Here is a 26,954-nt window from a genome sequence, read left to right on the forward strand (position 1 = left end):
AAGGCTCGCTCCTTAATCTTACAGAGATCATTGAAGGTGGATTGATACTGGAAAATCATCGACTTAACCGGGTGAGTGACATGCAGATTTGCGAGGTCCACTTAACCGCCGCAACAGGTTCCTGTGTCTTTATTGCCTTGTGAGAACTGTATGGGCGGGCATGGTACCGAGCCATAGGAACAGTAGACACAGCAGTCACCGAGCTTCGGCTTCAATAAAACATGGCACTGCTCACACTCGTAGAACCACTGACACGCGTCGGTGGGCATGGATTCTGTTTTTTTATGGCCGCATTCGGGACAAGTCAGCTCGGACTGCAAAATCACCTCTGGCATCATGGTGTTTCCGTTTTCACGATGGTCGATGGATAACCGGCATGGGTGGTCGCTTCGACCAATCTGTCAGCGTTGGTCAGGGAATCCTCAAAGGTTACTACGGCTTGCTTATGCTCATAACTGACCTCGGCTTTTGTTACGCCTTGGACCTTGGTGAGTGCCTTTTTGACCGTGATCGGGCACATGGCACAGTTCATGGTTGGCAGATCCAGCGTGATGGTTTGTGGCTTGGCCCAGGCCGAGAAGCTGGCGATGGTGAATACGAGACCGAGAATGATTTTCTGCATGGTTAGCTCCAGAGTGTTCATGCGAACAGAGGAATCCAGTAGGTGCTGGTGACGAGCACCAGCGCCACGATTGCAGCGATCCAGAAAACCATTTGCCGCCGTTTCCGAGTTTGCGGCACAGCGCAGACGGTTCCCGGTTCACAGGTATCGACCGGTCGATAAACCTGCCAGCCAGCCCAACCGAGCAACAACATAACAAGCATGATGAATACGGGACGGTAGGGCTCCAATACAGTCAGGTTACCGATCCAGGCCCCGCTGATACCCAGTGACAGGAGCACAAAAGGCCCAACACAACACAGGCTGGCGACGGTGGCAGCGGTAATGCCACCGATGATAGGTAGCCTTGTGTTGGTGAATGACTCTTTTCCTGCCATCGCCGACTCCACTTTATTGACCTAGTGAAATCAGTGTAAGTCCCGTACCAAGGTACGGAGTCAAGTCCAATGCCTTTTATTGACGAGGAGCAGGTTGGAGGGATTCAACAATAGGACATGCCGCATTGTCAGGATTGGTCCGGCACTGTGTGACGAGCTCTTCCAACACCTGTTGCAGGCGGTGTAGATCGTTAATTTTTTCACGCACGCTGGCCAGCTTTGCTTCGGCCAGCTCCTGGACTTCCGAGCAATGCGACTCGCCCAATGACAGCAGGTTGTTGATCTCCTCCAGCGTAAAACCCAGTTCCTGGGCGCGTTTGATGAATAAAATCCGAGCCAAGGTTGCGTTTGGGTAGGTACGGTATCCCTCTGCGGGTTTGGGTGGTTGACGGATCAAACCACGGCGTTCGTAGTAGCGGATGGTTTCGACGTTGACACCTGCTGTCTTGGCCAGCTGGCCAATGGTGTGGTTTTCGTTCATGACCAGAGCGCTCCCAGCGGGACAGCAAAGAGATTGTCACCAAAGGCCGTCGTATGATCGCCATCGTAGAGCAGGACACCGATTTTAAAGCGCTTGCCGGCCACACTTTGAAAGCGTTTCAAGCCGGTAAAATCTTTCGTGCTCAAGGTTGCCGCCGCTTTGACTTCAATGGCAAAACAATCGCCCATGGCGTTTTCAATGATCACATCGACCTCCACCTTGTCCTTGTCACGGTAGTGGTAGAAGTTCAAGGGCTCCTCGATCCACACCGCCTGTTTGCGCAATTCGTTGTAGACGAAGGATTCCAGCACCAACCCAAAATCACCTGGCTGTTTCAGCAGACGCTCCCGATTGAGGCCCCGCACGGCGCACATCATGCCGGTATCGACCGAGTGCAGTTTGGGTGTCTTCACCAGGCGTTTGTATTCGTTGGAATGCCAGGCCGGTAGTTGTTCCACCAGAAACAACTGCTCCAGTAAGGCCATGTACTTTTTGATGGTCAGCCGATCCAAGCCCAGTTTGCCACCCAACTCTGTCAAATTAACCAGCTTGCCGGCATAGAACGCGGTGAGCTTGAGCAACTTGGCCATGAGATCCGGGTGATCGATGTGGGTCAGATCGCGGATATCCCGTTGGGTCAAGGTGCTCAGATACTGTTGATACCAGGCTTGACAACGCCGCTCGCTGGTCCGTTGTAAAGGCTCTGGAAAGCAACCGGTCACCAAGCGATGGAGCAGATGCTCCCGCACACGGATGTCCTGGGTGGTGGGTGCCTTCTGATCCAGCAGTTTGGCCAGAAAGCCCGCTTGCCGACCCTGGATTTCGCACTCCGAAAGCGTCATCAGGCGTATCGATTCCATCCGGCCTGCCAGGGAATCCGATAGCCGGGGCAATAACAAGGCATTGGCAGAACCCGTCAGGAGAAAGCGACCTGCCGTGCGTTGTTCATCCACAGCCTGCTTGATGGAGACGAACAGTTCAGGCAGGCGCTGAACCTCATCGAGCGCAATTCGTTTCGGTGGCAGATTACGGATGAACCCGACGGGATCAGCTTGTGCAATTTCGAATTGGGCCTGATCGTCCAGGGTAATGTATTCCCAGTTTTCAGCGCCCATCTCACCAATCAGCGCCTTCACCAGAGTGGTTTTACCGACTTGGCGCGGCCCCATCACAAAGACCACCGGGGTGTCGCTCAGCGCTTCTTTGACATTGATTTCAGAATAACGTGGGTACATAAAATAAGCGCTCGGCTAATTGATGGTTGAAAAACGTCTATTAGGTATTTTAATATCGTCCATTCGTTATTACAATAGCGTCTAATTGCTAAAAGACTGCCATGCGGTTAGCGCTTATCGAAAATTCTAATAGAAACGAGCTATAGAAATTGTCGGCGAAACTGAACACCAGGAATCCCAATGACCGCTAAAAACCTGTTAGCCAGACTGCGTCATCCGTTGATGCCACTATCAGCGGAAATTTAAGTCGATGGTCGCCATCTATCAGACAGCCTATCCACGGATCAAATCAGATATCACAGAAGACGAGTTGGGGGATATTTACACACCCACAACGGAAGATCAGCAATGGGCTTTGCGTCACTGTAGACGGTCAAGTGCCTCTTTTTTGGGATTGCTGGTTCAGTTGAAGACGACACAACGTTTGGGCCGATTCGTTGGTCTTGGCGAAGTTCCCAAGCCGATCATCGCGCACATCAAAAACCAGTGTCGTTCGCGGGTGACACTGAAGGATCTCCAAACTTATTACACATCGGGCGCGAAGGATCGCCATGTAAAACTGATTCGACGCCATCTCAATATCAAAGCCTACGATGCGGCCAAGACCTCTGCACTGGCGCAGACTTGGGCACTGGAAGCAGCGACCACCAAGGAGGCATTACCGGACATCATCAATGTCACTCTGGAATATTTGGTCAAAGAGCGATACGAGCTGCCGGCGTTTAGCGTGCTTGAGCGGATTTGCCAAACCGCTAGATCTGAAGTCAACACCCGGTATTACGATCAATTGTGTGGCTTTTTAGAGTCTGAAAGTCGCCAATGCATCAACGATATTCTTCGATCCAGCACAGGACTGAATGGTTTTGGTTGGAGCACGCTGAAAAATGAACCCAAACGCCCGACCCCTCGCAATATCCATTCGTATATCCAATACTTGGAATGGTTGACGTCCTTGCAGACACTTTTGCCCACGGATTTGGGATTGCCGCCAGTTAAACACCAGCAGTTTATCAACGAGGCCAAGGCCCTGGATTACGCCGAATTGATGAAACTAAAGCTGAACAAGCGACTCGCACTCGTCATCGTTTTAATCCGGCACCAATACGCACAAACACTGGATAACGCCGCCGATATTTTTATCAAGTTGCTGTTAAAAATGGATCGCTCGGCGCAGAAGCTGTTGGAGAAGTACCTTGCAGACCATCAAAAGCAAACCGATCATTTGATTTCTGTGTTGTCTGGGACGGTCAAGGTGTATCTGGATAAACCCGATTCGGTGGCAGCTTTTGATCCGATACTGGGAAAGAACAGTGATCAGCTAATGCAAATGTGCGAACAATATATGGCATTCGCAGGTAACAACTATTTGCCGTTTATGGTTCAACTCTATAAAAAGCAACGATCGACCTTGTTTCGTACGATTGAAATACTCAACCTGGCATCGGCCACGGAAGACAAGGACTTGCTCAATGCGTTCCAGTTTATTTTGAAGCACAAAAAGCGTCGCACGGAGTTCCTGTCAATTCAATGCGATCCGAGCGATCCATCTTCCAGAAATGTCATTAATATTCGCTGGATTCGCGAAAGCTGGTGGAAATTAGTCACGGGAAAATCAACCAAATCAGCACAGGTGACGGAGGTTAATAAAACCTGTTTTGAGCTGTGTGTGTTTGAACGGATCGCTGAAGAACTGAGTACCGGTGACTTGTTCATTCCCTACAGTGAAACCTTCGATGATTACCGGGAGCAGATGATCACCTGGGAAGAATACGAAGCGCAGTTGCCTACCTATTGCGAGGAGGTAGGGCTCGTCGCCGGTGATACTGAATTTACAACAACGCTGAAGGAGTCCATGGAAACGAGCTGCCGGAAAGCTGACAGCCAATTCCCGGAGGACGAACTGGTTCGTATTGAAAACGGGACTCTGATTATCGGTAAACCAAAGCCTGATCAACCCTTACCAGAAATCGAAGAAATTGGAGCGCTTTTGCGCGATCGGTTGGACAAAATCAACCTGCTTGATGTGATTATTAACGTCGAAAAGTGGCTGAACCTGAATAAACATTTTGGCCCGTTGTCGGGCTTCGAATCACGTATCAGCGACCCGGAGTTACGTTTTGTCCTGACCGTGTTTTGTTACGGTACCAACATTGGTCCCACAGAAACCGTGCGATCTGTGCAGGGTGTTTCCCGCAAGCAAGTCGCCTGGCTTAACTTAAAGCGCACCACGGAAGCCCGTCTCGATAAAGCGATTGCGAAGATCAATAACGAGTACAAAAAATACCGGCTCATTGAGTGTTGGGGATCAGGCAATAGTGTGTCCGCTGATGGCAAGCTCTGGGATCTCTACGAAGATAATTTGCTATCGGAATACCATATTCGTTACGGCAGCTATGGCGGCATTGCCTATTACCACGTCTCAGATACCTACATTGCGTTGTTCAGCCGGTTTATTCCCTGTGGTGTTTATGAGGCTATTTATATCCTGGACGGTCTACTCAACGACGAATCTGACTTTAATCCGGACACCGTTCACGGGGATACACAAGCGCAATCTACACCGGTGTTTGGTCTGGCGTACCTGCTGGGCATCAAGCTTATGCCGCGCATCCGAAATATTAAAGATCTCAGTTTCTACAAGCCTGACCGCGCTATGGCTCTCGATCATATTCAGTCCTTATTCAAAGAGCCAATCAAGTGGGATCTCATTGAAAAGCACTATGCGGATATGATGCGAACGGCCATGTCGGTCAAAGCCGGGAAAATCACCGCATCGACAATCCTGCGTCGGTTCGGCACAAAGAACCGGAAAAACAAGCTGTACTTTGCGTTCCGTGAACTCGGGCGCGTGGTCAGAACCATGTTTTTGCTGGAATACATTACCGACGTTGATCTGCGCAAAACAATCCAGGCAGCGACCTGTAAGAGCGAAGAGTTCAATGAGTTTGCCCGGTGGTTGTTTTTTGCTAATGGCGGGAAAATTCCTGCAAACTTGAGACACGAACAAAGCAAAATCGTTAAATACAATCATTTGCTGGCCAACTTCGCGATCTTATACAACGTAAACGCGATGACCGAAGTGTTCAATCAATTGAAGTCGGAAGGGTACAATATTACCCGCGACATTATGGCCGAATTCTCACCGTATCATACCGAGCATTTGGGGCGGCTAGGAAGTTTTGAGCTGGATCTAACCAAGCAGGTTAAGCCCATGACTTTTGAACTGCTGGTTGATTAATCCATAATATTCAATAGGTTAGGCTAGAAGTGGCTAAATTCAACGCTTTTACCGGCCGGACCTCTACATTCTCTCTGGCTGCAGAGGTCGATAACCCGCGCCGGAAACTGTGCCCACTGAGCTCTGCGGCAAAATCAAACTGACAGCGTTGCCCCAGCTTTTTAAGCAACTCATTAACCGATGCCGGATTAAGTGCTCCTGGCTGCAACTGCCCCCAGCGGTTGATGGCCCGAAACACAGGGCCGGACTGGATGCCACTGACAGCCAGCCACCGGCGTAGTGATCGAACCGGGCAGCAGCTGTCAGGCCCGAAGGGGATTGCCCGGTATAGGCCGCGACCTTGCTGATCGGTTTTTGACCTGGGCAACGCAACAACCAACCCCTCCGGCTCCCATTGAAGATCTTCAACCCGAATGGCGACCAACTCGCTGCGCCTGAAGGCACCAAAAAAACCGGTCAGCACCAAGGCAGCGTCTCTGGCTGGTGTCAGTGGCTCCGGCTGTTGATCCAACCATCGGATCATCTTGGCAATATGCTCCAGGCGCAAGGCATGGGCTTTCTGTTGTGGCTTGCCATGGGTGCGGCGAATGCCAGTCATTGTTTTTCTAATCAGTGGATCATGGGTTGGATCGGCAACGCCTTGATGTAAATGCCACTGGCTAATAGCGGTTAAATGTAAGTTCAGCGTTCGTGGATTCAATGTTTGTGCTCGTGCCAACAGATACTGAATAACGGCATCCTTGCTGGCTGGCAAGCGGCCGCCCCATTTTTCAAATTGGCGAACAGCGGAGCGGTAAGCTTTTCGTGTGTTGTCAGACGTTGCCTGAGACAGGTATTGCTGCAAGGTCTCTTGATTCGTCAGCGCCAATAGTTTCTGGCCAGAGGTGGGCAGGGCTGGACTACTGATCGGGGGCTTGCTCATGAATTATCGTCTCCGCAACGAAGTCTGAGTTGGCGTGGTATTGCTGCCCGTGTAACGCAGCCATCACTGCGGTTAGACAACAGAGCCTAAGGCGCTTTTACGTAAGCGCCCAAGAATCAGCACCTGTTTTTCATCCAGTCGCCGCTCCAGACTGATTCCATCGTCACACACACGAGGAATCCGTCATGACCCATCAAGAACGCACTCAGCATTGGCAACAGCAACTCGATAACTGGCGCGACTCTGGATTATCCGGGGCCGTCTTCTGCAAGCAGCATGAGCTGTCGTACCATCAGTTCACCTACTGGCGTCGCAAGCGCCTGAAGGCTGACGGTGACCCACTTCAATCAGAGGGCACCTCGGGGTTTGCCCGTGTCACATGCCTGCCAAGTCAGCCGATGGATGAGCTGACCCTGGCCCTCCCGGGTGGCCTGACGATCACTGGCATGCACGCTGGCAATATTGAGCTATTGGGCATGATCCTGAGGCAGCTTTGATGAAATCCCGTTATCTGCGTCCGGCAGTGGACACACCCGAGATCTATCTCTACCGTGCACCGGTCGATTTTCGCAAACAGGCCAGTGGCCTGGCGCTGTTGGTCGAGCAGGAACTGGGGCGCAGCCCCTTTACCGGCGCGCTCTATGCCTTCACCAATCGCCAGCGCAACAAGATCAAATGCCTGATGTGGGAAGACAACGGCTTCGTGCTCTATTACAAGGCGCTGGCCGAGGAAAAGTTCAAGTGGCCGAAGGTGGCAGACGAACTGCTGCCGCTGACCGGTGAGCAGATCAACTGGTTACTCGACGGCTATGACATCAGCCTGCTCAAGGGTCATAAAACCCTCCAGTATGAGGCCCTTGGATAGCACTTATTACATGCCATAACTGGCTGTTTTTGCTATAACTTACGGCATGCAAAGATCACCGAAACAGCGTGTTGGAACACCCGGTATCAGCGGCTTGTCTGCCGCTGAACTGCTGTCGTTTGTGGCTGATTTGCAACAACAACTGGTCGTTCAAGAGGCTGAGCATGATCAAGCACTTGCGCAACGCGACCAGACGATCAAGCAACGCGAGAACTACATCCAACTCCTCGAAGAACTGCTGCGTCTGAAGCAGGTCCAGAAGTTCGCCGCCAGCAGCGAGAAGCAGGCTCACCAACACCACCTCTTCGATGAAGTCGAGCTGGAAGCCGAGATCGAGGCCCTACGCGATCAGCTTCCAGATGATGTCGACGAAAATAATCCTCGCACTTCGAGCAAGCGCCGCTACCGTGGCTTCTCTGATACGTTGCTGCGTGAGCGCATCGAACTGACTCTGAGCGATGAAGAGAAAACGGGGGCCAACAAGACCTTCTTCACCAAGGTGAAGGAAGAACTGCAGTTCATTCCGGCGCAGCTGAAGGTGCTGGAATACTGGCAGGAAAAAGCCGTCTTCGAGCACGATGACGCAGAACGTATCCTTGCGGCACCGCGACCGCTTCACCCGCTGGGCAAATGCATCGCGACGACATCACTGCTGGCCTACATCATCATCTCCAAGTACGCCGACGGGCTCCCCCTGTACCGCCTGGAGCAGATGCTCAAGCGGCACGGCCATGAAGTCAGCCGTACCAGTATGGCGCACTGGATCATCCGGCTGGACGAGGTGTTCAGTCCGCTGATCAACCTGATGCGCGAAGTGCAGAACAGCAGTGACTACCTGCAGGCCGATGAGACTCGGATACAGGTGCTGAAAGAGGATGGCAAAACGGCCCAGTCCGACAAGTGGATGTGGGTCATCCGGGGCGGGCCACCCGATCGGCCATCCGTGTTGTTTGCCTATGATCCGTCCCGTGCCGGCAGCGTCCCTGTGCGCCTGCTCGACGACTTCACTGGCATCCTGCAGGCGGACGGTTACTCCGGTTATGGGCCGGTGTGCTCTGCCAACGGCATCACCCGAATTGGGTGCTGGGATCATGCCCGTCGTAAGTTCGTCGAAGCCTCCAAAGCGGCGCAGACAAAGGGGAAAGGCAAGAAGGCCAAGGTCTCCAAAGCCGATATAGGCTTAAGTCACATCAACAAGCTGTATGTGATCGAGCGACAGATCAAAGACCTGAGCGCTCCCGAGCGCCACCGTGTCCGCCAGGAGATAAGCCTGCCCCAACTGAAGGACTTGAGAACATGGCTCGAAGCCAATGTCGGTAAGGTGATGAAAGGCTCCCTGAGCCGTAAAGCCATGGAGTACACCCTGAACCAGTGGGATTATCTGGTGGGTTACTGTGAGCGCGGCGATGTGCATATCAGCAACGTGCTGGCCGAAAACGCCATCCGCCCCTTCGCCGTGGGTCGCCGAGCGTGGTTGTTCGCCGATACACCACAAGGCGCCCGTGCCAGTGCCACCTGCTATTCCCTGATCGAAACCGCCAAGGCCAACGGACTGGAGCCGTCAATATATATTCAGCATGTACTGGATCACATCGCCGAGGCGGATACCCTGGAAAGGCTTGAAGCACTGCTGCCGTGGAATGCGACATTAAGCTGAGTTTGTAGCAAGGAATGAGATTGAGTAACAGGGGGCTGATTTAAGGGCGCTTACGCTTTTACGTCTTTAACCTACGATAACATTGATTATCGTAGGTTAATTTTTTACCAATCAAAAAAGTATTTTTTAGAAAAATTATGTAATATTACATAATACGTAATATGTTTTTGAGGCGGAAAAATGGGACGAGCAGGCGTGGCATACAGCGACATACAACAGGCAGCCGATGCCATCAGCCAATCCGGTACAGAGCCCACCGTCGACAAGGTTCGGGAATACCTCGGCACTGGCAGCAAGAGCACCATTGCGCCTTTGCTGAAACGCTGGAGACAGCAGCGCGAAGAGAGCACAGCTAGTGACGGACTGCCGGTTGAGCTAGTGCAAGCACTCAAATCGGTGCATGCACACACCCAGGGACTGGCCGACAAAAAGGTGGCCCAAATCGAGGCCGATACCCAGCAACAACTGACAGCAATGCAACAGCAGTTGGCACAAGTCGTTGCTTTGCAGCAACAGACCGAGACTGAAAAAGCCCATACGGATGAGCGGGTCGAAAGACTCAAGACCGAACGCAAGCAGGTTTCACAGGCGCTGGAGCAGAAGAGTCTGAAATTGGTGAAAAGCGACGCGACACTGGATGAAGCCCGCCAGCAACTGGTCGAGTGCCGAGCAACCATTACCGAACTGCGCCAGGAAAGCCGCGACATCCGGGAGCACTTCGAGCATTACCAGCAGCAGATCGCCAGCGATCGCCAACAGGAACGCGACCAATTCCAGTTTTCCCGGCAGCAGTTGGAAAACAGACTGATGGATTTGCAGCAACAACTGGCCGCAGCACAAGCAAGTCATCACCAGCTGATCACGCTCAATACCAACCAGGCACAACAACTGGAACAGCAAACGCAGCAAGCTGATACCTTGAAGCAAGCCCTGAACAAAGAAATTCAGGCGCACAGAGAAACGGATATTCATCTGCAGCACAGCCGTACCGGATTGGCCCAGCTACAACAGCAGTACAAGGATATCCTTGAGTCCCTGGACGCCAGCCGCCAACAACTGACCGAACAGCAAAACGAACAGCAGCGGCTGAACGGGCTATTGGAAAGCGCCACGCAGGCAGTGGTCAACAGCAACGCCGAACAGGAAAGACTGGCAGCTGACAATCGCCAACTGGCGGAAGCTGGAGCAATAAGCCTGGGCCGGATCCGGCAATTGGAGATCCAGCTGGCAGGAATAGAACCTAAATAAATACGTTAATAGCCCGCCCAAACTGCTCAACCAAATATTTCCGATAATATCAATTATCGGAAGTATTGGGGTTTTTTGAGACGTTCTATATGCCTACTTACCTGATAACTCACATCCGCAAGGATTCACTATCTAGCCGCTGCCGACATTTACGGGTACTGGCATTGATTCATGCTGATACGCCAAAATATCTATCGCCCACAGAAACCCGCATCAAACAGCCGGTCTCCATGGCCTCACAAGCGAGCATGCGGTAGACTTCGCGCCGCTCGCGGGCGTTTGATCTGTTTTGCAACTCACACGCTCTGACGTCTGTTCTTGTTTAAAGCTCGGGATAAATATCACTATGTATGCAGTTGGCCAGCGTTGGATCAGCGAAGCTGAAACCGATCTCGGTTTGGGTCTTGTTCAAAGCGTCGATTTTCGGTCTGTCACTCTCTATTTTCCTACAATTGACGATGTTCGCACTTACGCAAGCCACAATGCGCCGCTGACCCGGGTAATTTTCAAAGTTGGTGATATCGTGCCGCTTCAGGATGGCTCAGTCATTGAGGTCGATGATGTTGAAGTGATGGACGACATCGCTTTCTATTTTACTAACGGCCGCTCGGTTTCTGAAATCCAGCTCAGCGGTGCCATCCAGCTTAATCAGCCGGCTGATCGCCTGTTTTCTGGCCAGATCGACAACAACAGTCTGTATGAACTACGCCAGCTGTGTTTTCAGCAAATCACCAAATTACGCCAGCGCCCTTTCTATGGCCTGCTGGGCGCTCGTACCAGCTTGCTGCCACATCAATTGTATATTGCCCAGCAAGTTACTCAGGATGCTATTCCCCGAGTGCTGCTCGCCGATGAAGTTGGCCTGGGTAAAACCATTGAAGCCGGCTTGATCTTACACCGGCTGTTACTGCAACAACGTATCCAGCGGGTGTTGGTACTGGTGCCGGATCATCTGCTGCACCAGTGGCTGGTTGAAATGATTCGCCGCTTTAATCTGCGCTTCAGTATCTTGCAGCAAGCCGATATAGATGAAGCGATTGAAGACGGTAATACCGATCTGTTTGGCGGCTCCCAACTCCATCTGTGCCCCATGTCTCTGGCGGACGAACCCGACGTGGCGGTTGCCATGATCAACGCCGACTGGGACATGATTGTTGTGGATGAAGCCCACCATCTGACCTGGACGCCAGAACATCAGGATCCCGCCTATCAGCTGGTAGAGAATCTGGCTGAAGCCAGTGCTGGTATTCTGCTCCTGACCGCCACCCCGGAGCAGCTGGGCATTGAAGGTCACTTTGCCCGTTTACGGCTGCTGGATCCCGAACGCTACCCGTCACTGGAAGAATTCCTCACAGAGCAACAGGCCTACCAGCCGATTGCCGAACTGGCCGGTGCACTGGTCGAAAACGAGATACTGAACGCCGATCAACAGCTCCAATTACAGCAGCTGCTGCCAGACATGGCAGCAGAACTGGAGCAGGACAACGGTCGTAACCGTTTGCTTGATACCCTGATAGACCGACGTGGCCCTGGCCGGGCAATGTTCCGTAACACCCGCCATGGTGTCGCCGGCTTCCCTGCTCGCATCGCCAATTTGAGCCAACTTGCTGCTCCGGCCTACGAACCAACTCCAGACGATATCAATGCGGTCTTGTTTCCCGAGCGTGGCCAGGCGCAGTGGTGGCTGGACGATCCACGAGTCAGCAGCCTGATCTCGCTGTTAAAACAAACCGGTAAATCCAAACTGGTGCTGATCTGTCATCACGCCAGCACAGTGCTCGACCTGGAGGCCTATCTCTGGGAAAAACACGGCATGCAAGTGGCGGTGTTCCATGAGCAAATGGATCTGGTCGAGCGCGATCGTGCAGCCGCCTACTTTGCCGATACAGAGCAGGGAGCGCGACTGTTGCTCTGCTCTGAAATTGGCAGCGAAGGCCGTAACTTCCAGTTTGCTCATCACCTGGTGTTATTTGACTTGCCGTTTAACTGCGATCTGATCGAGCAGCGTATCGGCCGTCTTGACCGTATTGGCCAGGCCAGTGAGATCCAGATTCATAGTCTGGCATTTGAGGATCATGCGACCGGCCGTTGGCAGCAGCTGTTGCATCAGGGTCTGGATGTGTTTACTCAGCCCAATCCGGCCGCACAAACTCTGCTGGAGCGCCATCGTCAGCAGGTGCACGACGCGGTACTGACCGGTGGCAACCTTGACGATCTGATCAAGACGCTCAGCAACGAATGTATCGAACTGCAGCAACAACTTGAGCAAGGACGTGACCGCTTGCTGGAGTTGCACTCCTGTCACCCGAAACGCTCCCGCTCGCTGGCTCGGGATATGACCATTACCCATATCGAAGACGAAGCCGAACTCAATGATTTTATTGAACTGTTTGCGGACGCCTTTGGTGTTGAAGTCGCTGATCTTGGCAACGATTGCATCACTCTGGCACCCGGCGATCATATGTTGGTGCCGGATCTGCCATACTTGCCGGAAGACGGCTTTATGGCGACCACTCGCCGCGAAGTGGCACTGGCTCGCGATGATGTGCAGTTCCTCAGCTGGGAACATCCGTTTGTAGACCAGGCACTGGAGCTGATCACCAGCGGCCCTATTGGTAATGCTTCCGTCGGGTACGTCGAGCAGCACGATTACAAAACCGGTGATTGCTTCATTCAATTACAGTTTGTGGCCTCCTGCCCTGCCCCCAAGCATCTGCAGATTGAACGCTATTTGCCAGCAGACGCCATGCACCTCACCTTTACCCCAAAGGGTGAGCTGAAGGTGAACGAGCCAGACTTGGCTGGGTTTGTCTTGCCTCTGAAACGCGGTACTGCGAAGGGGCTGGCAGAACAGAAGATGAACGAGATCAAGCCGCTGATTCACAAGCTTGAGAAACTGGGTGGCGGCCAGCTAGGCAAAATGATTCAGCGAGCGACGAACAAGGCCAACGAAGCCTTTGACGATCGCCTTCAGCGTCTGCAAGCGCTGGCGCAGCACAACCCGAATATTCCAGCGCAACTGATTACTGATGTACAGCAGGAGCGCCTCTCGGTACTGACAGCCATTGAAACCGCCCAGCTGCAAATGGACAGCGTACGCTTGGTATTCTGCGGCTAACCGTGGCTGTCCGTGACGGCGGTGAATTTTGTGCACCGCCGACACGGACGGTGCCGGTTTACGGACACGGACGGTGCCGGTTTACGGACACGGACGGTGCCGGTTTACGGACACGGACGGTGCCGGTTTACGGACACGGACGGTGCCGGTTTACGGGAAATCCTAAACAAAACACGAAAATCAACGATAGGTTTTCGTAAATAACGTTTAAATACAATAAGTTATATAGTATTTGTTTTCCCGGAACGATGCTAAAAATCGGTGTTAAATCTGGGAAAACGAGGAGAGTGGCGGCCACTCTCCTGTAAAACAGCGAAGATCGATTATTCTTTGATCAGGTCTGGATCAAGGATTTTTTGTAGATCTATCTGTTGAGAGTCTTTTAGCGAGTTCTGTGAAAAATCAAATTCGCCATGAAAGACAAAATGTTCCCATGCCAGCATAGACGACGCCTTAATCTTCTTTAGTAGCAGGGAATACTCAACATCTGTTTTGGCTTCTGACAGACGTTTGGAGAGATACATAAAATTCCAGCAAACGATGACATTTTTAAGTAGTCGCTTGCAGGTCTCTGCGATCTCCTGATCTTCTTTAATTGTCTGCACATAATCTGCTCGTCCAATGGCCAGCGCTCGATCAAGTTTATTCCCTGCCTCCCCTTTATTTAACTGGCGGTGGATGGCTTTTCGCATACCCACGTCGTCGGCATACCGGAGCAAGAACAACGTTTTTGGAATACCTCCAAATGCTTTTAGTGCTTCGTAAAGAGGGTTGTTTTTTGAGTATGAGTTCATTCGTTTGAAGATTTGAGACGCTGTAACTTCGCCTAGCTTAATTGACGCGCATAGACGAAGAATATCTTCCCAATTATCAATAATTTTATCTTTATTAATCCGCTCCTTTGGAAAGATCGGATAGCTTTTTTTCTTATAGAAAGTTGGGGTTTTGAAGGAGTATAAAACTCTTTTGCCGGGATTTTTTATGCGTGGCCCAAATGAAAATTTCAATAAATGCGTAAGACTAAATATGGCTTCCGTGTATCCGTGAGAGTCAGTGGAGTGAAGGTCTGATTTCACTACATCATTTTTCAATAACCCATCCACCATATAGTGCGCTTCAAATTCGGCGCCACTGATCACCATTGAGTAAGGGAACATGCCTCGGATATCTATGAACGTATAGGCCGATACAACGGGGTCACGACCGCCATATTTAAATGACTTATTTGCATTGAGTGATTCATATGCGACGGTCCATTTCTGACCATCGCTCGATGTCTGCAGACCGTAGTCTCCAATGAACACTTTGGCCAGTGGAAGTTGATTGACGAAGCGGATAACGGCATCGTTTGCTCGTCTCAAATTCTCAAGCGTAAAAAAACCATTGGTCGTGGATTCCAGGGTTGCAAGTTCAATTTCCCTCGCCAATTTAGATAATTTGGGCACGCTCAAATGTTCACCTAGCGCAATTATTCCCGCCAGGAAATTTTTATCTTCGGGTCTTGGCTTGCGGTATCGGATACTGTTGTGTTCAAACTCGTCCAGAAACCCTGAAGCGGCATTCACTGTACTTAGCGCTTCTGCTATACGAATGTATTGATCATCCGGAAACAAAGCCACGTCGCTTTCCATCTCTGAAAGCACTTCAGCCCGAGTATTTCGTTCGTACGTTAGCTTAAATCCGCCAAGACCATCTGTCTCAATATATTCATTTATATTTTCCAGTATGTGCTCGTTTGTCTCCTTGTATTGTGCATCCAGTTCAAGCTCCCAGCGCTCAACCAATTTTCTAACATCTTTAAAATCAGCCATGTCCGCTAAATTTAGAATGTGATCCCGGTTTTTATGAAAGTATTCCCGCGAAATCAAATACTGCTCTAGCTGTCGGTAACGATTTGAGTTAACAATGCTCAGTGTGCCATCTTTAATGGCGGCGGCAGTGTGCTTATAGAGCAGAATGCGATACAGTTTTGCGCGGAAGGAGTCTTTTGTGTCAACGTAGCCGGTTTCTGAATTCGTAAGAAACCCGACCGAGAATTTATCATCCACCTTTCCGTTTTTCGCTTGGTACTGCGATATTGCTTTTAGCAGCTTGTTGCTTTTTACATCACAATCGAAATTGAGCCGCCGAAGAATATCGCTACACTTGAGCTGAAGCGACGTGGCTCCTTCTTCCAAAAAGAGCATTTCAAGAGCCTGCCCGCTGATTTTATCCAAGTCCTCCTGGACATCTTTTACATGAGAGTTTACGTTTTCTGTGGATATTTTTGACGGGCTTATCAAGCGAATCGCTTTTTCGACTTTCTCTGAATCACTCAGAATAGGGTTGTTCAGCGTTTCTTTAAGTTTTTCCACCAACGACACTAAATCAACAGTATCCTTTACTAACGCTTGCGTATGGCCAGATTGCTCTTGGCGTTGTTTGTAGTATTCTTCTTTTGCAAGATTCTCGGCCTTGTTCACTGCCGTTTTCACCGAGGCCAAAAACGTTTCGACCAGAATATCGACCAGCTGTTGAAATTGATGAGTGATAAAAATGACAAGGTGAAGGTGGCGGTCATGATCTTTCAAGCGATTGATCTGAAAAACCTGCCGCCGATGAACGGATAGTGCGTAGCGTTTAAGTCCATCTTTTGTAAAATCCAGCTCGCTTACTATTGGAAGTGCAATATCATAGAGCGGCTTGAGCGTATCATATATCGCGACATTCTCGCGTATTTTAGACGTCTTGGTTGACTGGTTGAGTTTCTTCAGCAACGTAATTCTGTAAGTTTCCATCTCATCATAAGTATTTTTTCCTTTTGAAAATAATGCATCGAGTTTTTGAGCACCATCGTTCGAGAGTATATTTTTAACAACGGCAATCTGTTGGTCCATGTGCGTTTTATAGACCGACTCGACCGTGTCACAAATTGTTTTATAATCGGGTGTCTCGACTTTGTGTTCAAAGAGCCATTCGCAGACGGAAATAAAGCATTTATCGGGATTTTTCTGTGAGCGTGCGTCCGTTCTTATCAGTGGCAACAGTGGTTGAATGGTGGTTTGATTAAATGGCTTAAAACCCAGCGCATCAAGAATCATTTCTCTATGGCGATTTCTGGTGCTTGTATTGTAGCTTTCCCAGCGAAAACTTTGCTTGAGCTTCAGTCGGCCCGCTACATAGTCAACATCTTCCTGGATCGCAGAATTAAAAAATTGACCCGTGGCTTTGAAGTAGCCATAGGTGACGATGCAGTAAACAATATTGGCATGCCCACGAACGTTCTGCGTGATGAGTTGTTTGAAGTGAGATTCGACGTAGAAAAAGCGCTTGCGGTCTACAGCTTTGAACTGGGGTGGGGTATCGTGGAACTCTTTATCGGTGGAACTGATTTTTTTGGTGTACATTGAACACTCCTAATGTTATTCTATTTAAGGAAGTGTTATTATCCATCCTGAAAACCCCTATCCCAAGTTCTAAATTACCTCACTTAGTTTTTTGTTACAGTCTCCACAAACTACGTTCAATCCCGGCTTGCCCCAAAGCTGGATATGGCATGTTTTGCACGCATATTTAATGCGTCCTGATCGCGGTTTTGGCTTTGAAGTGATCAGCTCACTGAGATTGTCGTCTTCATAAGCGTCTTTCTCAGCTCGCATGGGCGCGATTGCTGCAGTTGGTCTGGGATTTAAGTTCTCGGTCAGTTCGTATTCAGTGCCTTTGTCATCGTAGGCAGTAATAGGTAGCTCCAGGCGATAGACAGGGTAGCGGTCGACCCAGGGCAGACGATAACCCTTTTTGAGGAGCTCTTTACAGGCGTTGTGAAATGGGCCTTCAAGTAAGACATAGTCCATCATCCATTCGCCCGTATTCTGCCCGCCAGGTTTCCCAGTGGATGATGGGATCAATCCTATTTGCACCATCTTTTTGGCCCATTGGGCGTTATGGTAACCCCGTCGTCCGGGTGAACCATAGTGAGCCTGCCAGATGTGCGTCATCTCATGACACAGGGTTTGGCAAATTTCTATCAGTGGGTATTTTGCGAAGTATTCGGGATTGACGGCTAGCTCATCAACATACTGGCGCTTTTCGTTGACCCACCGGCCGATGGAGGCATAGCCCATCACTTTGCGCTGTCGGTGAAATGTGATGATGACATCAGGCAATTGCCCGGCAAACAACGCGCTGTTAAAATAGTCGTACGCGCTCGAAATAGTCTGGTAACATTCTGTTGTCGGTTTTTCTTCTAGCACCCGCTTTACGCCTCACGCCTCAATTTTGTGCAAATTTTGGATTGTATGATCCAAAAAACGCACCACATCTGTGCACTATCTGTGAATCTGCTTATTTTTTAGTCTGACAAGCTGGCCTTAGCCATTTTTTTAAAAATATTTCATACAATTTTAGAACGAATGATACTGGGAAAAAAGTAGTCTGTATTCAATTGAGTGTTCTCGTCTCCAAATCTGGTCATAAGGTGACATCGTCAATCTTTTAGCGGTAGCTGATTGGTAGCTGATTGATAGTTTTGGTTTTTGAAGCTTGAAATATATGACCTAGGCGCGGCCGTTAGGAATGAGATGGGATCAGTTGCGGTGGGCTTTGAATTGCGTGGGCGGATTGGCTAACATGCGCGTCGACCGGATATGAGTTCCTCCTGTTTTAAAACAGTAATGGAATCTGCGAAGCGCCCGAGGTGGCCTGCAATAAGAGCAAATAGCCTACAGAGCTTGAGAGCAGCAAGTCACTAATTTACTTTTCTGTTTTTCCCACTTTCGGCGCGAACGCGATTTTCGGTTTGTACATAGACAGTATCGGTCGTTGCCATGCTTGAATGCCCTAGATCTTCAGATAGATCTTTCAGCGCACGACCGCGTTCAACCTCCATGCTGGCTCCAGTGTGTCTTAACCAGTGTGATGAGGCCTCCTTTAATTTACGCGCATTGTCTTCACCCTCGGCTTGTTTCATATTGTCGTAAGCCATATCGAAAACGTGTTGGACAATTCGAATTAGTTGTCTGGACGTCATTCCACCTTGACCACGAATCTTTTCTACAATGGGATGATTTTCACCTGATGACGGCAAGGGGCTCAGGCCCCGAAACTGTCGGTATCTTTTGAGATAATCCATAAAACTGTTGGGCACCGTAATATCCCGTAACTTTCGGCCTTTACCAAATATCTTTAGCCACCAGTTGCCATCGGAATCCTGCCAAAAATGGCTCATCACCGGTGTCCAGTTTGGCCGTTCAGACAGCTCTGAAACCCGCAAAAACAGGGTTTTCATGGCGGTAATCACGAACAGGCTGCGCTCGTAACTCCTGTCCTGATCGGCCAATTCCAGCGCCACATTAAACACATATTGCCACTGGGATTCAGATAAACGCCTGACTTCCTTTACTTGTGCATCTTTTATGAAATGACGGCAGTCAGGCTTAGCGATTTGAGCGGGGTTCCCATAAAGATATTCTTCATTCATTAGGTACTTATAAAACGCAATAATGGCCGTAAATGTTGCCATGAGCGTTTGCTGAGATGGCTTGTACTTCTTTTTGTCTGGAAGCTGTTCTTCCAGAGTTTTTTTGGGAAGCTGAAGCTTGAATGGCGCCCATAAAGGATTCTGTGTGTAATAACCGTTGCGAAAAACAAACTTTTCGTGATTCGCCGTACAAATCCAGGCCACCGGCGGCTGCCAGCAAAAATCAGCGTATTCCAATATGTCGGCTTTACGCAATTGCTCCATAGGCTTGGCCTTGAACAGAAAACCCCACAGTAAAAAACGCTCGGTTTCATTTCTGAACCGTGTAAACGTGTGTGCGGATTTGTTGCGCCCAACATAACTAAGGAACTCACGGCCCCAAGCCCAATGGTTTTGCCACCAGGACTCGCCAGACTCCAGAAACTGCTTGAGGTCTTTATATTCGCCAAAATCCAAAGATTTGAGTTCAGAGAACGCGGGATATAAAGCAATAGGTTTGGTTTGTGGGATGGCCATAGTAAAACCTGCGATCTTAAGGAGGTACTACTTTACAGGCTTATATACACTATGTCGAATACTGAACCGTATGTGAATTAGTAAGGGGTATCTAGCATACCCTGCTTTTTATTGGGCTCAGAAAAACATTGTTCAGAGGCCTATGCAGTGCGTTTTAAGGCTACTAACAGTCCATGGCTATCCATATTCGTTGGGCACATTCCGAGAAAGGTCTTTACCATGAATGTCGCTTTTCCAAGTCTTTCCGTCCCGACAAAAGCCTAATTGTTTCAATATGCTCGCCATTCCTGGATTATCTGAAACTTCAGTCGATGCCATTAGATTACCTTTGCTAAATTTCTCAACCAGCATTCTTTCGCTATGCCCTTCCCAGTATTCTTTGAGGCTGTAAACATGTAACCAAGTTCCCATTCGAAATCATTTCTTAATTTTGGGAGTCCCGATTTTTGAATTGGAAAATCTGAAGATGTTTTGATTTCTATAGCACCAATTGCAACTGATTCACCATTAATTTTAGCGATACATAATATCTTGCATCTATCAGCTTTCTCAAGCAGGTTACCTTGAATCTTGCCTTGCTGCTGAATATAATCGGTAAAAATACTCCGAAATTCATCGGTAATATATTTCTTTAGAATAATTTCATAGTTTATGCTCTTCGGTCTGTGCCAATCTCAAACCCAAAAAACGCATGTAAAGATGTCACCTGCTGGGCCAAGTAATCCTCCGTTTAGATATGGATAGAAATAGTGCTTCCAGTTAGATAAAATTTCAGCGTAGCTTCACCATTTTTAAAGGAATTCCTCGGCTGCACAAAAACTCCTGTGTTCCGGCAAAACCACTTTCTAATATCCAGTTTGCGTACGCTTCATATTGCAATGATTTTCCCTCAAGTTCCGCCTTCATATTTGGCCTTGCTCGTAGCTGCACTTTAAAACGATCGTGTAAGCTTGGGATTGCTTTGATTTTAGCAGGATCGGGTATTAGTGCATGAGTGAAACAGTTCCAATCATTGAGAATACCCAGTCCTGCAGGATCGGGATCGGTGAACCCGATAATTGGAATACCCTGAACTACCTGCAAAAAATCAGTCACTGATCGCGCGGTGGTATTGTGACCACGGTAAAGCACAAGCACATGACCCAGCGCTGGTAGGTTAAAACGGTAAATAAAAATAAAGGCTTCGAAATTCTCGACAACCATACAGGCTTCATAATCACTTGGATTCAAGTATTCCTTATTCACCCGATAATCCACTTCGGGGATTACCGCGCATCGACCGTTAGCGGTTATAAGGTCTCCGCCTATCACGGTAACTGAAAGCTGTTTAGCCAGTTCCGACTCGCCCGCCCACTTGTCGTGGTGCGTGAGCTTGGTTACTTCTGTGCGATTTCCTTGTAGTGTCGTCGCTATAGGGTCATAACCACAGTGCGAAATTAAAATCTCTCGCCACTTTTTATAATCATCCCTATTAAAGATAATCTTATTTGCGCTAACTTTGCCAAGTGAAAACTCTGCTACAAGTTCTAACCATGTTCTTGTGGCTTTAATTTCGCGAGCTTGATTTTTTATAGCAGTAACAATAATGTTTACTTGCTTTTTATTTATCGAGGGCAAATGACAACATCCTGGGCATAGTAGTTTCCGTTAAAAAACTCACCTGCCTTACCGGGGAATGTAACTTTAAAAAACGAACGATCCGAGTCACTCATTGCGGCGTATTCAGCAATTAATCCGTAAATCCAGATATCCACAGAAATGCCATCCGGAGCCATTTCAAAGCTATCGATACCACTGATACTTTGGCTTTCTTCCAGACTTTTGAAAAACACATTTCTCACTGCGTCTTTAAATGGCGTTACAACAAGAGTCTCCAATGCATTTTCTGGTGCTTCAGTTGATATGGGCACAATATCGTCTGCCGCTTCTTTTTCAACTAACTCTCTGCGAACACCGCTCACAAGATCAGCCAGATCAAGCTCCAGCATTCCATTCAATGGGTCAGGGGCACCGAACGCGTCAAGCGGCTGGACCGCCATAAACACTACTGGAACATCGGTTTTGTCTGAATATTCTGGCAGCGCTGTAGCTGATTCTGTATCGCAATAGCGGACAAAATCATCCACCTGTTTTGCCCTGCTCTCCAGCTGGCCCAGCCTGAAAAGCATTTTATTTAGACGGTGCAGTGCATCGCTCAAGTTCTTTCTACCCTGGTCGATGGCAATCGGCAATCGCACTTGCAGTAGGCGCAGCTCCTTGTCTTGGCTGCCCAGAGCGTAGAGCGCCTCCGTGTCAATGAGCTCCAGCGATGCGATAAGCGCCTTGACCTTTTCCAGCGTGTTTTTGTTGAGCGCAATCTTGCTTGAGAGTTGCGAGACAGTGCCAAAGTCTGTATCTATTTGACGCCAAATCAGCTGCGCTTGGCCAACGATACTGTCACACAGAGCAATCACATTGGATTCAATTTCATTTAGGTAGCCATCGGCATCTGCCCGGCTTCTTGATTGCTTTGCTGTTAGATACTGTTTAGCAAGAAACAAAATACCTTCAATGGCTTCGCCAATGTTCGCATTCACTACCTTTAGTCGACTGGTGCGTAAACTTTGATCGAGAAGTTCTACAACTGTAGTATTTAAGCGATATCGATCACCTCCATGATCAGCAACAACAAGACGCAGTCGATCCATATCATCGATCGCGCGTGCATCCTGCTTGGTATAGCTTAGCCAGCCTTTATTCTCTTCATAGGCTGTCATAATCATCTCGCCATATTTGGCCAATGCACGGAGTACTTTTACTCCGTCATCGCGCGAGCTCAAAGCATCAGCTCCTGTTGTTCTTCTCTCGGCTCATCGTCCTCCGAGCCCATGCTTTCGTGTATATGGATAAAATCAAGCACGTCATACAAATACGACCACTTGCCAGTAGCGGTGTAGGTGGTAGATTTGGCTTCATTGGGCTTTAGATACTCGCCGTCTACCAGCTTCGTCATAATGTGATTGAGCTGGTCCCTGGGCGTTGCCCTAGTCGTAGCGAAGTGACCGCTTCTAACAATTTTGGCCAAATCATCCGCTAATGTTTGCGCGCCCTCGATCGCTGTAAGCAGCTCGCCCTGGCGCAGGGTATCTCCGGGTTGTATCGACTCCTCCTTTTGCAAAGCAGACATTGCCAGCTTCAACCAGCGTACCAATGGCTCCAATTGATTTATGGTCGTGTTGAACTGCGACTTAACAGAGGACTTTCTATCCGCGCAATCAATCGTGCTGTACGCACAGTAAAAAACATCCTCTGCACTACTTAGCTGTAATTTGCGTCCAATCTTGTTTAGGTAGTCATTTACATTATCGCGATAAACTTCTTTTTGGAGGTAGTCAAAAGCAACCCTATCGGTGAACTCACAAATAAATCGGCCCATGAGTAAGGCCTCCACTACCGTTGAAAATACTCCTTCAGTCACATCATTGGACATCAGTCACTCCTTGGTTGTTCGCTGCGTGACGTCGTGCCTCCATTAGCGCCACTAATTTATCTTCCGGCACCGCAATATCCACCAGCCCTACACCCTTGCGCATTTCATGTCGCTCCAAAAAGTGTTGCAACAACAAAGGGTCGGTTGTGGGGAATCCGCCAACCATCACAATGTTGTGATCATTTAACATTTTAAATAAGCCGGCGATATTGACGGAATCAATCACGCCAAGCTCATCCACTGGCCAATGGATTCGAATACTCCAATCTCTGCACAGCATGCGCGTAATGCCAGCAAAAATTGAACATAAGATCAGGTAACTCAAGCCGTTAGAAGAGGCGTTCTCCAGATCTCGCCCATTGGTAACTGTCACTTTACGTCCATTTTCTTCTAGGGTAATGGCTAGGTCGAATACAGACTCAATACCAGTTGCTACTCTGGAGCGATGTAAAATATCGGTGACTTTAATGAGCAAGTCGCCAAGCCTCTCCGGAGGCAGGGCTATGCCCTCATCATCCCGCCACTCGGCATAGAGCACCGCAAACTCTTCCAGGTGAGGCCAATAGTCCTGGCTATCGATGCGACTGCTTAGGCTTACATCAATGTTGCCAATAGCTTCGAAATATTGTTTTTCGCTGATCGATGCTGAAATAGCACGAGATTGCTGTTGGATCAGTTTGGAAATATGTTTGAGTCCGACATAAAAATCCTCCAACTGACCGCTGATGGTCTGGACAAATGAGCCGATGGTTTCTTTTTTCTGGGGTAGATGTACGCCAATGAGCTCACCTATACTTTGGGTAAGATTGATATTCAGTGCATCTATATTATTGATATCGTTGGTAGCGGTCTCCGCCTTTTTACGCAGCTGCTCCCAAACCTCAGTGATCTGACTGCGGTCCCCTTGCCCGGAGATGACAGACTCCACTTTACCGACACTACTGCGCACCTCTTTCAGAGTATCATGCTGCTCCTGCAGTAGGGATTCTACATCCGCCAACACCGACTCAATTGGCCGCGGTTGATCTGCCGTTTCTTTTAACCAAGTATACTCAGCGCGCTTAAGCATTTGGTCGCACTTTTCACTATTTTCTGTTGCCTTCGTTTTAGCGTTGCGCAGTTCGGCGTACGCGGCATTTCGCTCATCTCTTTCGGCCTTGTGTTTTCTTTCCTGCTCATTGTATTGAGCACTCAACTCGTCGGCCTTTTTACTTTCTTCTGCGCGCCTTGCTTCATACTCTGGCCGGCGTGGCCACTCATTTTTAAACCAGTGCCCGTATTCCAACACTGCTTGCTGATAGCCCCTGACTTTCACACATGTTTCTTTTGCTTCCTTTACGCGATTGATCGCTGTGTTTAAGGCTTCTTCGTCCAGCCCGTTTTGAGCGCACTGGTTTCTATACTCGTGGATAATTTCATTTAGTCTTTTCTCGTGATGACGAGTCTCCGCCTTTACCGCCTCTTGCGCGAGCGTCTCAGCCTCTGCCAACTCCGCGAGCTGGACAAGGTACTGATCATGAGCAAGTTTCAGGTTTATCGCAAACCTTTCCCTGATGTCCTCAAGTTCCTTATCAACTTGTTGCTCTAACTCCTTCAGCGACTTTTTTAACGCCTTGTGACGATCTACCGCCGCAACCTTCCTCTCGTTTGCAGCTGATTGATTTTGAGACCTAAGCGCTCGTACTGCTTCTTTGGCTGATTGGTACTGCCGATTAGTCTGTCCCGCCTCGCGCTTTCGCTCTTCATATTGAGTTTGAGCATCGCTCAATGCCTTGAGGGCGCCATTGTGTTCAGACACTTTGAGTTCAAGCTGCTTTTGTGCCAGATCAAGACACTCTTCTTGTTTGGCGAATCGCATCTCCTGCTCTTCAAGTGATGTGGCCCAATCAGGCTTATCCAAGCTCTCCAGTTTGAGAGTCCAACCCAAAATGCTGCCAGTGCTGTCCTCGGTATACACCGGCGATAAATCCCTCCTATCCAATAAGTCTTCCCTAATCACCTTGCCAATTGAGTTGGGCCAAGCCTCATCATGCTTGCGAAGCTCCGATAACAGGCTCCCAGACTTTGGATTGCACAGTGCTTTTAGACGCTCCAGCTTTTCGTCTTCTTCGCTCACTTTTTTGTGGGCGCTTGTGCGCAATTGCCCGGCTTTTTCTTCGTCTTGCTTTTTCGTGGCCACAAGGCTTCTTGCTTGCTCCACTGCAGCATTGGCATCAACCAGCTTGTGCTCGAATTGGTCTCGCTCGGATTCAGCGAAGGCTTCTGTACGTTTCTCGTCTTCGCTTGGAATGATATTTAATGCTGTAAATTCTGCCTCCGTAACTTTGCCTTTGAAACTGGAGATATCGTCTGCCCGCATTTGACGGTGCTTGGTATCGGCGCGATACCGGAGGCCATCAATTTCGTTCTTTTCCTCAAGCCAGCGTTTTTCTTCGCTGTTAACAGCCATTGTTTTTTCGGCTTTGATGGCAGTGAGGCGAGTGTTCGTTTCATTGTGTCGACGCGTCTCTTTTTGCTCTAGTTCATCATAGTGAAGCTTAAGGTCGCGAACACCCTCCTCCAAAACTCGCTTGTGGTGTTCAGATTCCGATAGCGCCGCCTCAAATTCACCAAGACTGTCAAACTTGTGGAGCTTATTGAAAATATCTGCGTCAATCCAGGCTTGCTTGGCGTCATCCAAATGGTCGCGATCCTTCTCTGCGTTATCCCGCGCGTGTTCTGTATCCTGCAGCTCCATTCTGATCGCTCCGCCCTCCTCTTCCCACCTAGCCTTCAGCACATCCATGCTCGTTCTATTGCTCTGCATCGCCTTCTCTAAGGATTCAGCCAGCTCGCTTTCTTTGACAAAGTGAGCACGAAGCTCTTTTGCACCATCTCGCAATAGCTTGCTGTTTTCTTGGTAATTGGTGCCTAGGTCAACGGCTTTACGGAACAGCTTTTCGTTTTTCTCTAAGTTCCTTAGCACGGTAAGCTCTGCTACGATTTCACGAACACTTTTATGAAGCTGAATTTGCGGCAACTCAATCTGATCCTCTCGCATAATTTCAGCAATCATCTGCTTAATGCCTTCCATATTGCCCCGGCGAGAAAGGATGGCGGCAGTCATTTTATTGATGTGTCCCATGGACCCTTTGGCGCCACCCAGAGAGTACATAGCGACTAGCCCAAGTAATTCTCGTGCCTGAGTGGAACGAGATACCAAACTACGGTCTCCCTGAATAACTGCTCGATAATCAATAACCGTATCTAGCTGTTTACTGTGTCCCAGCTGCAGGAGAGTCCAATGCCGCCCAAGAGCAGGACCTTCGATAAACACAGGCTCGCGGTCCTTTATCTCGCTGAAGTTTTCAACAGAAAATGGCTCATCAAGAAATCGATATGCAGGTTTCGTCCCCGAGGCGTGGCGATAGGCAACAGCACACTTAAGTCCGCGCGCGGTCATGTATTCAAAGATGATCAAGCTAGTGGGACGAGCTAGGTAGTAGTCCGTAAAACTGGTTTTTTTACCAACTCGCTCAACCAGCTCGATAGGGGTGGCCCCATAAAAAAAGGGCACGAGCTTCAGCAGTGTTGTTTTGCCAGACCCATTGCTGCCACTGATATTTGCGTGACCAGATAGCTTCACCTCCATCCGCTTGCGAGCTATATGCGCATCGATACAGATAATTCTTTGCAATCCTGCTGCTTGTGAACCTGGCGATGGTGGTTCATCTTTTGTCATTGAGCTGCATACCTGTTGCTCCTATTG

General features: G+C 49.2%; 19 protein-coding genes. 6 read left to right on the forward strand and 13 right to left on the reverse strand.

Going from position 1 to position 26,954, the window contains the following annotated elements:
- Window positions 1–101: 101 nt before the first annotated feature.
- From SOJ49_RS09620 to SOJ49_RS09640, 5 genes are all read right to left on the reverse strand, one after another.
- Entirely contained in the window at window positions 102–335 is a 234-nt protein-coding gene (locus SOJ49_RS09620; protein ID WP_276667984.1) for a GDCCVxC domain-containing (seleno)protein, read from the reverse strand.
- Entirely contained in the window at window positions 335–622 is a 288-nt protein-coding gene (gene merP, locus SOJ49_RS09625) for a mercury resistance system periplasmic binding protein MerP (RefSeq protein WP_050660120.1), read from the reverse strand. The genes SOJ49_RS09620 and merP overlap by 1 nt, the downstream gene beginning before the upstream one ends.
- 17 nt (window positions 623–639) lie before the next feature.
- Window positions 640–999, reverse strand: coding sequence for a mercuric transporter MerT family protein (locus tag SOJ49_RS09630; RefSeq protein WP_015485718.1), 360 nt, complete (start codon window positions 997–999; stop codon window positions 640–642).
- Window positions 1,000–1,075: 76 nt separating this feature from the next.
- The gene (gene merR, locus SOJ49_RS09635; protein WP_015485717.1) at window positions 1,076–1,480 is read right to left on the reverse strand and encodes an Hg(II)-responsive transcriptional regulator; all 405 of its coding nucleotides are present in this window, start codon (window positions 1,478–1,480) and stop codon (window positions 1,076–1,078) included.
- On the reverse strand, window positions 1,477–2,715 hold the full coding sequence (locus SOJ49_RS09640; protein ID WP_369858000.1) for an ATP-binding protein: 1,239 nt from the start codon (window positions 2,713–2,715) through the stop codon (window positions 1,477–1,479). The genes merR and SOJ49_RS09640 overlap by 4 nt, the downstream gene beginning before the upstream one ends.
- Before the next feature lie 250 nt (window positions 2,716–2,965).
- Here SOJ49_RS09640 and SOJ49_RS09645 point away from each other — a divergent pair, with 250 nt between their 5' ends.
- On the forward strand, window positions 2,966–5,953 hold the full coding sequence (locus SOJ49_RS09645; RefSeq protein WP_369858001.1) for a Tn3 family transposase: 2,988 nt from the start codon (window positions 2,966–2,968) through the stop codon (window positions 5,951–5,953).
- Window positions 5,954–5,963: 10 nt separating this feature from the next.
- Here the strand turns inward: SOJ49_RS09645 and SOJ49_RS09650 are convergent, their stop codons facing one another.
- Window positions 5,964–6,875: a tyrosine-type recombinase/integrase gene (locus tag SOJ49_RS09650; protein ID WP_369858002.1), complete on the reverse strand. Its 912-nt coding sequence runs from the start codon at window positions 6,873–6,875 to the stop codon at window positions 5,964–5,966.
- 185 nt (window positions 6,876–7,060) lie between these two features.
- Between SOJ49_RS09650 and SOJ49_RS09655 the strand changes: the two genes are divergently transcribed.
- From SOJ49_RS09655 to rapA, 5 genes are all read left to right on the forward strand, one after another.
- On the forward strand, window positions 7,061–7,372 hold the full coding sequence (locus tag SOJ49_RS09655; protein ID WP_369856038.1) for an IS66 family insertion sequence element accessory protein TnpB: 312 nt from the start codon (window positions 7,061–7,063) through the stop codon (window positions 7,370–7,372).
- Entirely contained in the window at window positions 7,372–7,740 is a 369-nt protein-coding gene (tnpB, locus tag SOJ49_RS09660) for an IS66 family insertion sequence element accessory protein TnpB (protein ID WP_369856358.1), read from the forward strand. Before SOJ49_RS09655 ends, tnpB begins: the two co-directional genes overlap by 1 nt.
- A gap of 46 nt (window positions 7,741–7,786) precedes the next feature.
- Complete coding sequence (locus tag SOJ49_RS09665) at window positions 7,787–9,397, forward strand: IS66 family transposase (protein WP_369856357.1); 1,611 nt, start codon at window positions 7,787–7,789, stop codon at window positions 9,395–9,397.
- Window positions 9,398–9,592: 195 nt separating this feature from the next.
- Complete coding sequence (locus SOJ49_RS09670; protein ID WP_369858003.1) at window positions 9,593–10,645, forward strand: DNA-binding protein; 1,053 nt, start codon at window positions 9,593–9,595, stop codon at window positions 10,643–10,645.
- 346 nt (window positions 10,646–10,991) lie between these two features.
- On the forward strand, window positions 10,992–13,763 hold the full coding sequence (rapA, locus tag SOJ49_RS09675; protein ID WP_369858004.1) for an RNA polymerase-associated protein RapA: 2,772 nt from the start codon (window positions 10,992–10,994) through the stop codon (window positions 13,761–13,763).
- A gap of 323 nt (window positions 13,764–14,086) precedes the next feature.
- On the opposite strand, the gene SOJ49_RS09680 is transcribed toward rapA, so the two are convergent.
- The 7 genes from SOJ49_RS09680 to SOJ49_RS09710 form a co-directional block, all read right to left on the reverse strand.
- Entirely contained in the window at window positions 14,087–17,149 is a 3,063-nt protein-coding gene (locus SOJ49_RS09680) for a Tn3 family transposase (protein WP_349373410.1), read from the reverse strand.
- A 69-nt stretch (window positions 17,150–17,218) separates the two neighbouring features.
- Complete coding sequence (locus SOJ49_RS09685) at window positions 17,219–17,995, reverse strand: SprT-like domain-containing protein (protein WP_338353336.1); 777 nt, start codon at window positions 17,993–17,995, stop codon at window positions 17,219–17,221.
- A 494-nt stretch (window positions 17,996–18,489) separates the two neighbouring features.
- Complete coding sequence (locus tag SOJ49_RS09690) at window positions 18,490–19,737, reverse strand: site-specific integrase (protein WP_338353337.1); 1,248 nt, start codon at window positions 19,735–19,737, stop codon at window positions 18,490–18,492.
- 771 nt (window positions 19,738–20,508) lie between these two features.
- The gene (locus SOJ49_RS09695; RefSeq protein ID WP_369858005.1) at window positions 20,509–21,354 is read right to left on the reverse strand and encodes a hypothetical protein; all 846 of its coding nucleotides are present in this window, start codon (window positions 21,352–21,354) and stop codon (window positions 20,509–20,511) included.
- Entirely contained in the window at window positions 21,342–22,556 is a 1,215-nt protein-coding gene (locus SOJ49_RS09700; protein WP_369858006.1) for a hypothetical protein, read from the reverse strand. Before SOJ49_RS09700 ends, SOJ49_RS09695 begins: the two co-directional genes overlap by 13 nt.
- The gene (locus SOJ49_RS09705; RefSeq protein WP_369858007.1) at window positions 22,553–23,206 is read right to left on the reverse strand and encodes a hypothetical protein; all 654 of its coding nucleotides are present in this window, start codon (window positions 23,204–23,206) and stop codon (window positions 22,553–22,555) included. The genes SOJ49_RS09700 and SOJ49_RS09705 overlap by 4 nt, the downstream gene beginning before the upstream one ends.
- On the reverse strand, window positions 23,196–26,927 hold the full coding sequence (locus SOJ49_RS09710) for an ATP-binding protein (RefSeq protein ID WP_369858008.1): 3,732 nt from the start codon (window positions 26,925–26,927) through the stop codon (window positions 23,196–23,198). The genes SOJ49_RS09705 and SOJ49_RS09710 overlap by 11 nt, the downstream gene beginning before the upstream one ends.
- Window positions 26,928–26,954: the final 27 nt, after the last annotated feature.

This window comes from Candidatus Thalassolituus haligoni (assembly GCF_041222825.1).
Classification (GTDB): domain Bacteria; phylum Pseudomonadota; class Gammaproteobacteria; order Pseudomonadales; family Oceanobacteraceae; genus Oceanobacter; species Oceanobacter antarcticus.

Bases quoted from the DNA above. Each gene is read 5' to 3' on its own strand.
- SOJ49_RS09620 (WP_276667984.1), bottom strand. From the start codon at position 335: ATGCCAGAGGTGATTTTGCAGTCCGAGCTGACTTGTCCCGAATGCGGC.
- merP (WP_050660120.1), bottom strand. From the start codon at position 622: ATGCAGAAAATCATTCTCGGTCTCGTATTCACCATCGCCAGCTTCTCG.
- SOJ49_RS09630 (WP_015485718.1), bottom strand. From the start codon at position 999: ATGGCAGGAAAAGAGTCATTCACCAACACAAGGCTACCTATCATCGGT.
- merR (WP_015485717.1), bottom strand. From the start codon at position 1,480: ATGAACGAAAACCACACCATTGGCCAGCTGGCCAAGACAGCAGGTGTC.
- SOJ49_RS09640 (WP_369858000.1), bottom strand. From the start codon at position 2,715: ATGTACCCACGTTATTCTGAAATCAATGTCAAAGAAGCGCTGAGCGAC.
- SOJ49_RS09645 (WP_369858001.1), top strand. From the start codon at position 2,966: ATGGTCGCCATCTATCAGACAGCCTATCCACGGATCAAATCAGATATC.
- SOJ49_RS09650 (WP_369858002.1), bottom strand. From the start codon at position 6,875: ATGAGCAAGCCCCCGATCAGTAGTCCAGCCCTGCCCACCTCTGGCCAG.
- SOJ49_RS09655 (WP_369856038.1), top strand. From the start codon at position 7,061: ATGACCCATCAAGAACGCACTCAGCATTGGCAACAGCAACTCGATAAC.
- tnpB (WP_369856358.1), top strand. From the start codon at position 7,372: ATGAAATCCCGTTATCTGCGTCCGGCAGTGGACACACCCGAGATCTAT.
- SOJ49_RS09665 (WP_369856357.1), top strand. From the start codon at position 7,787: ATGCAAAGATCACCGAAACAGCGTGTTGGAACACCCGGTATCAGCGGC.
- rapA (WP_369858004.1), top strand. From the start codon at position 10,992: ATGTATGCAGTTGGCCAGCGTTGGATCAGCGAAGCTGAAACCGATCTC.
- SOJ49_RS09680 (WP_349373410.1), bottom strand. From the start codon at position 17,149: ATGTACACCAAAAAAATCAGTTCCACCGATAAAGAGTTCCACGATACC.
- SOJ49_RS09690 (WP_338353337.1), bottom strand. From the start codon at position 19,737: ATGGCCATCCCACAAACCAAACCTATTGCTTTATATCCCGCGTTCTCT.
- SOJ49_RS09705 (WP_369858007.1), bottom strand. From the start codon at position 23,206: ATGTCCAATGATGTGACTGAAGGAGTATTTTCAACGGTAGTGGAGGCC.
- SOJ49_RS09710 (WP_369858008.1), bottom strand. From the start codon at position 26,927: ATGACAAAAGATGAACCACCATCGCCAGGTTCACAAGCAGCAGGATTG.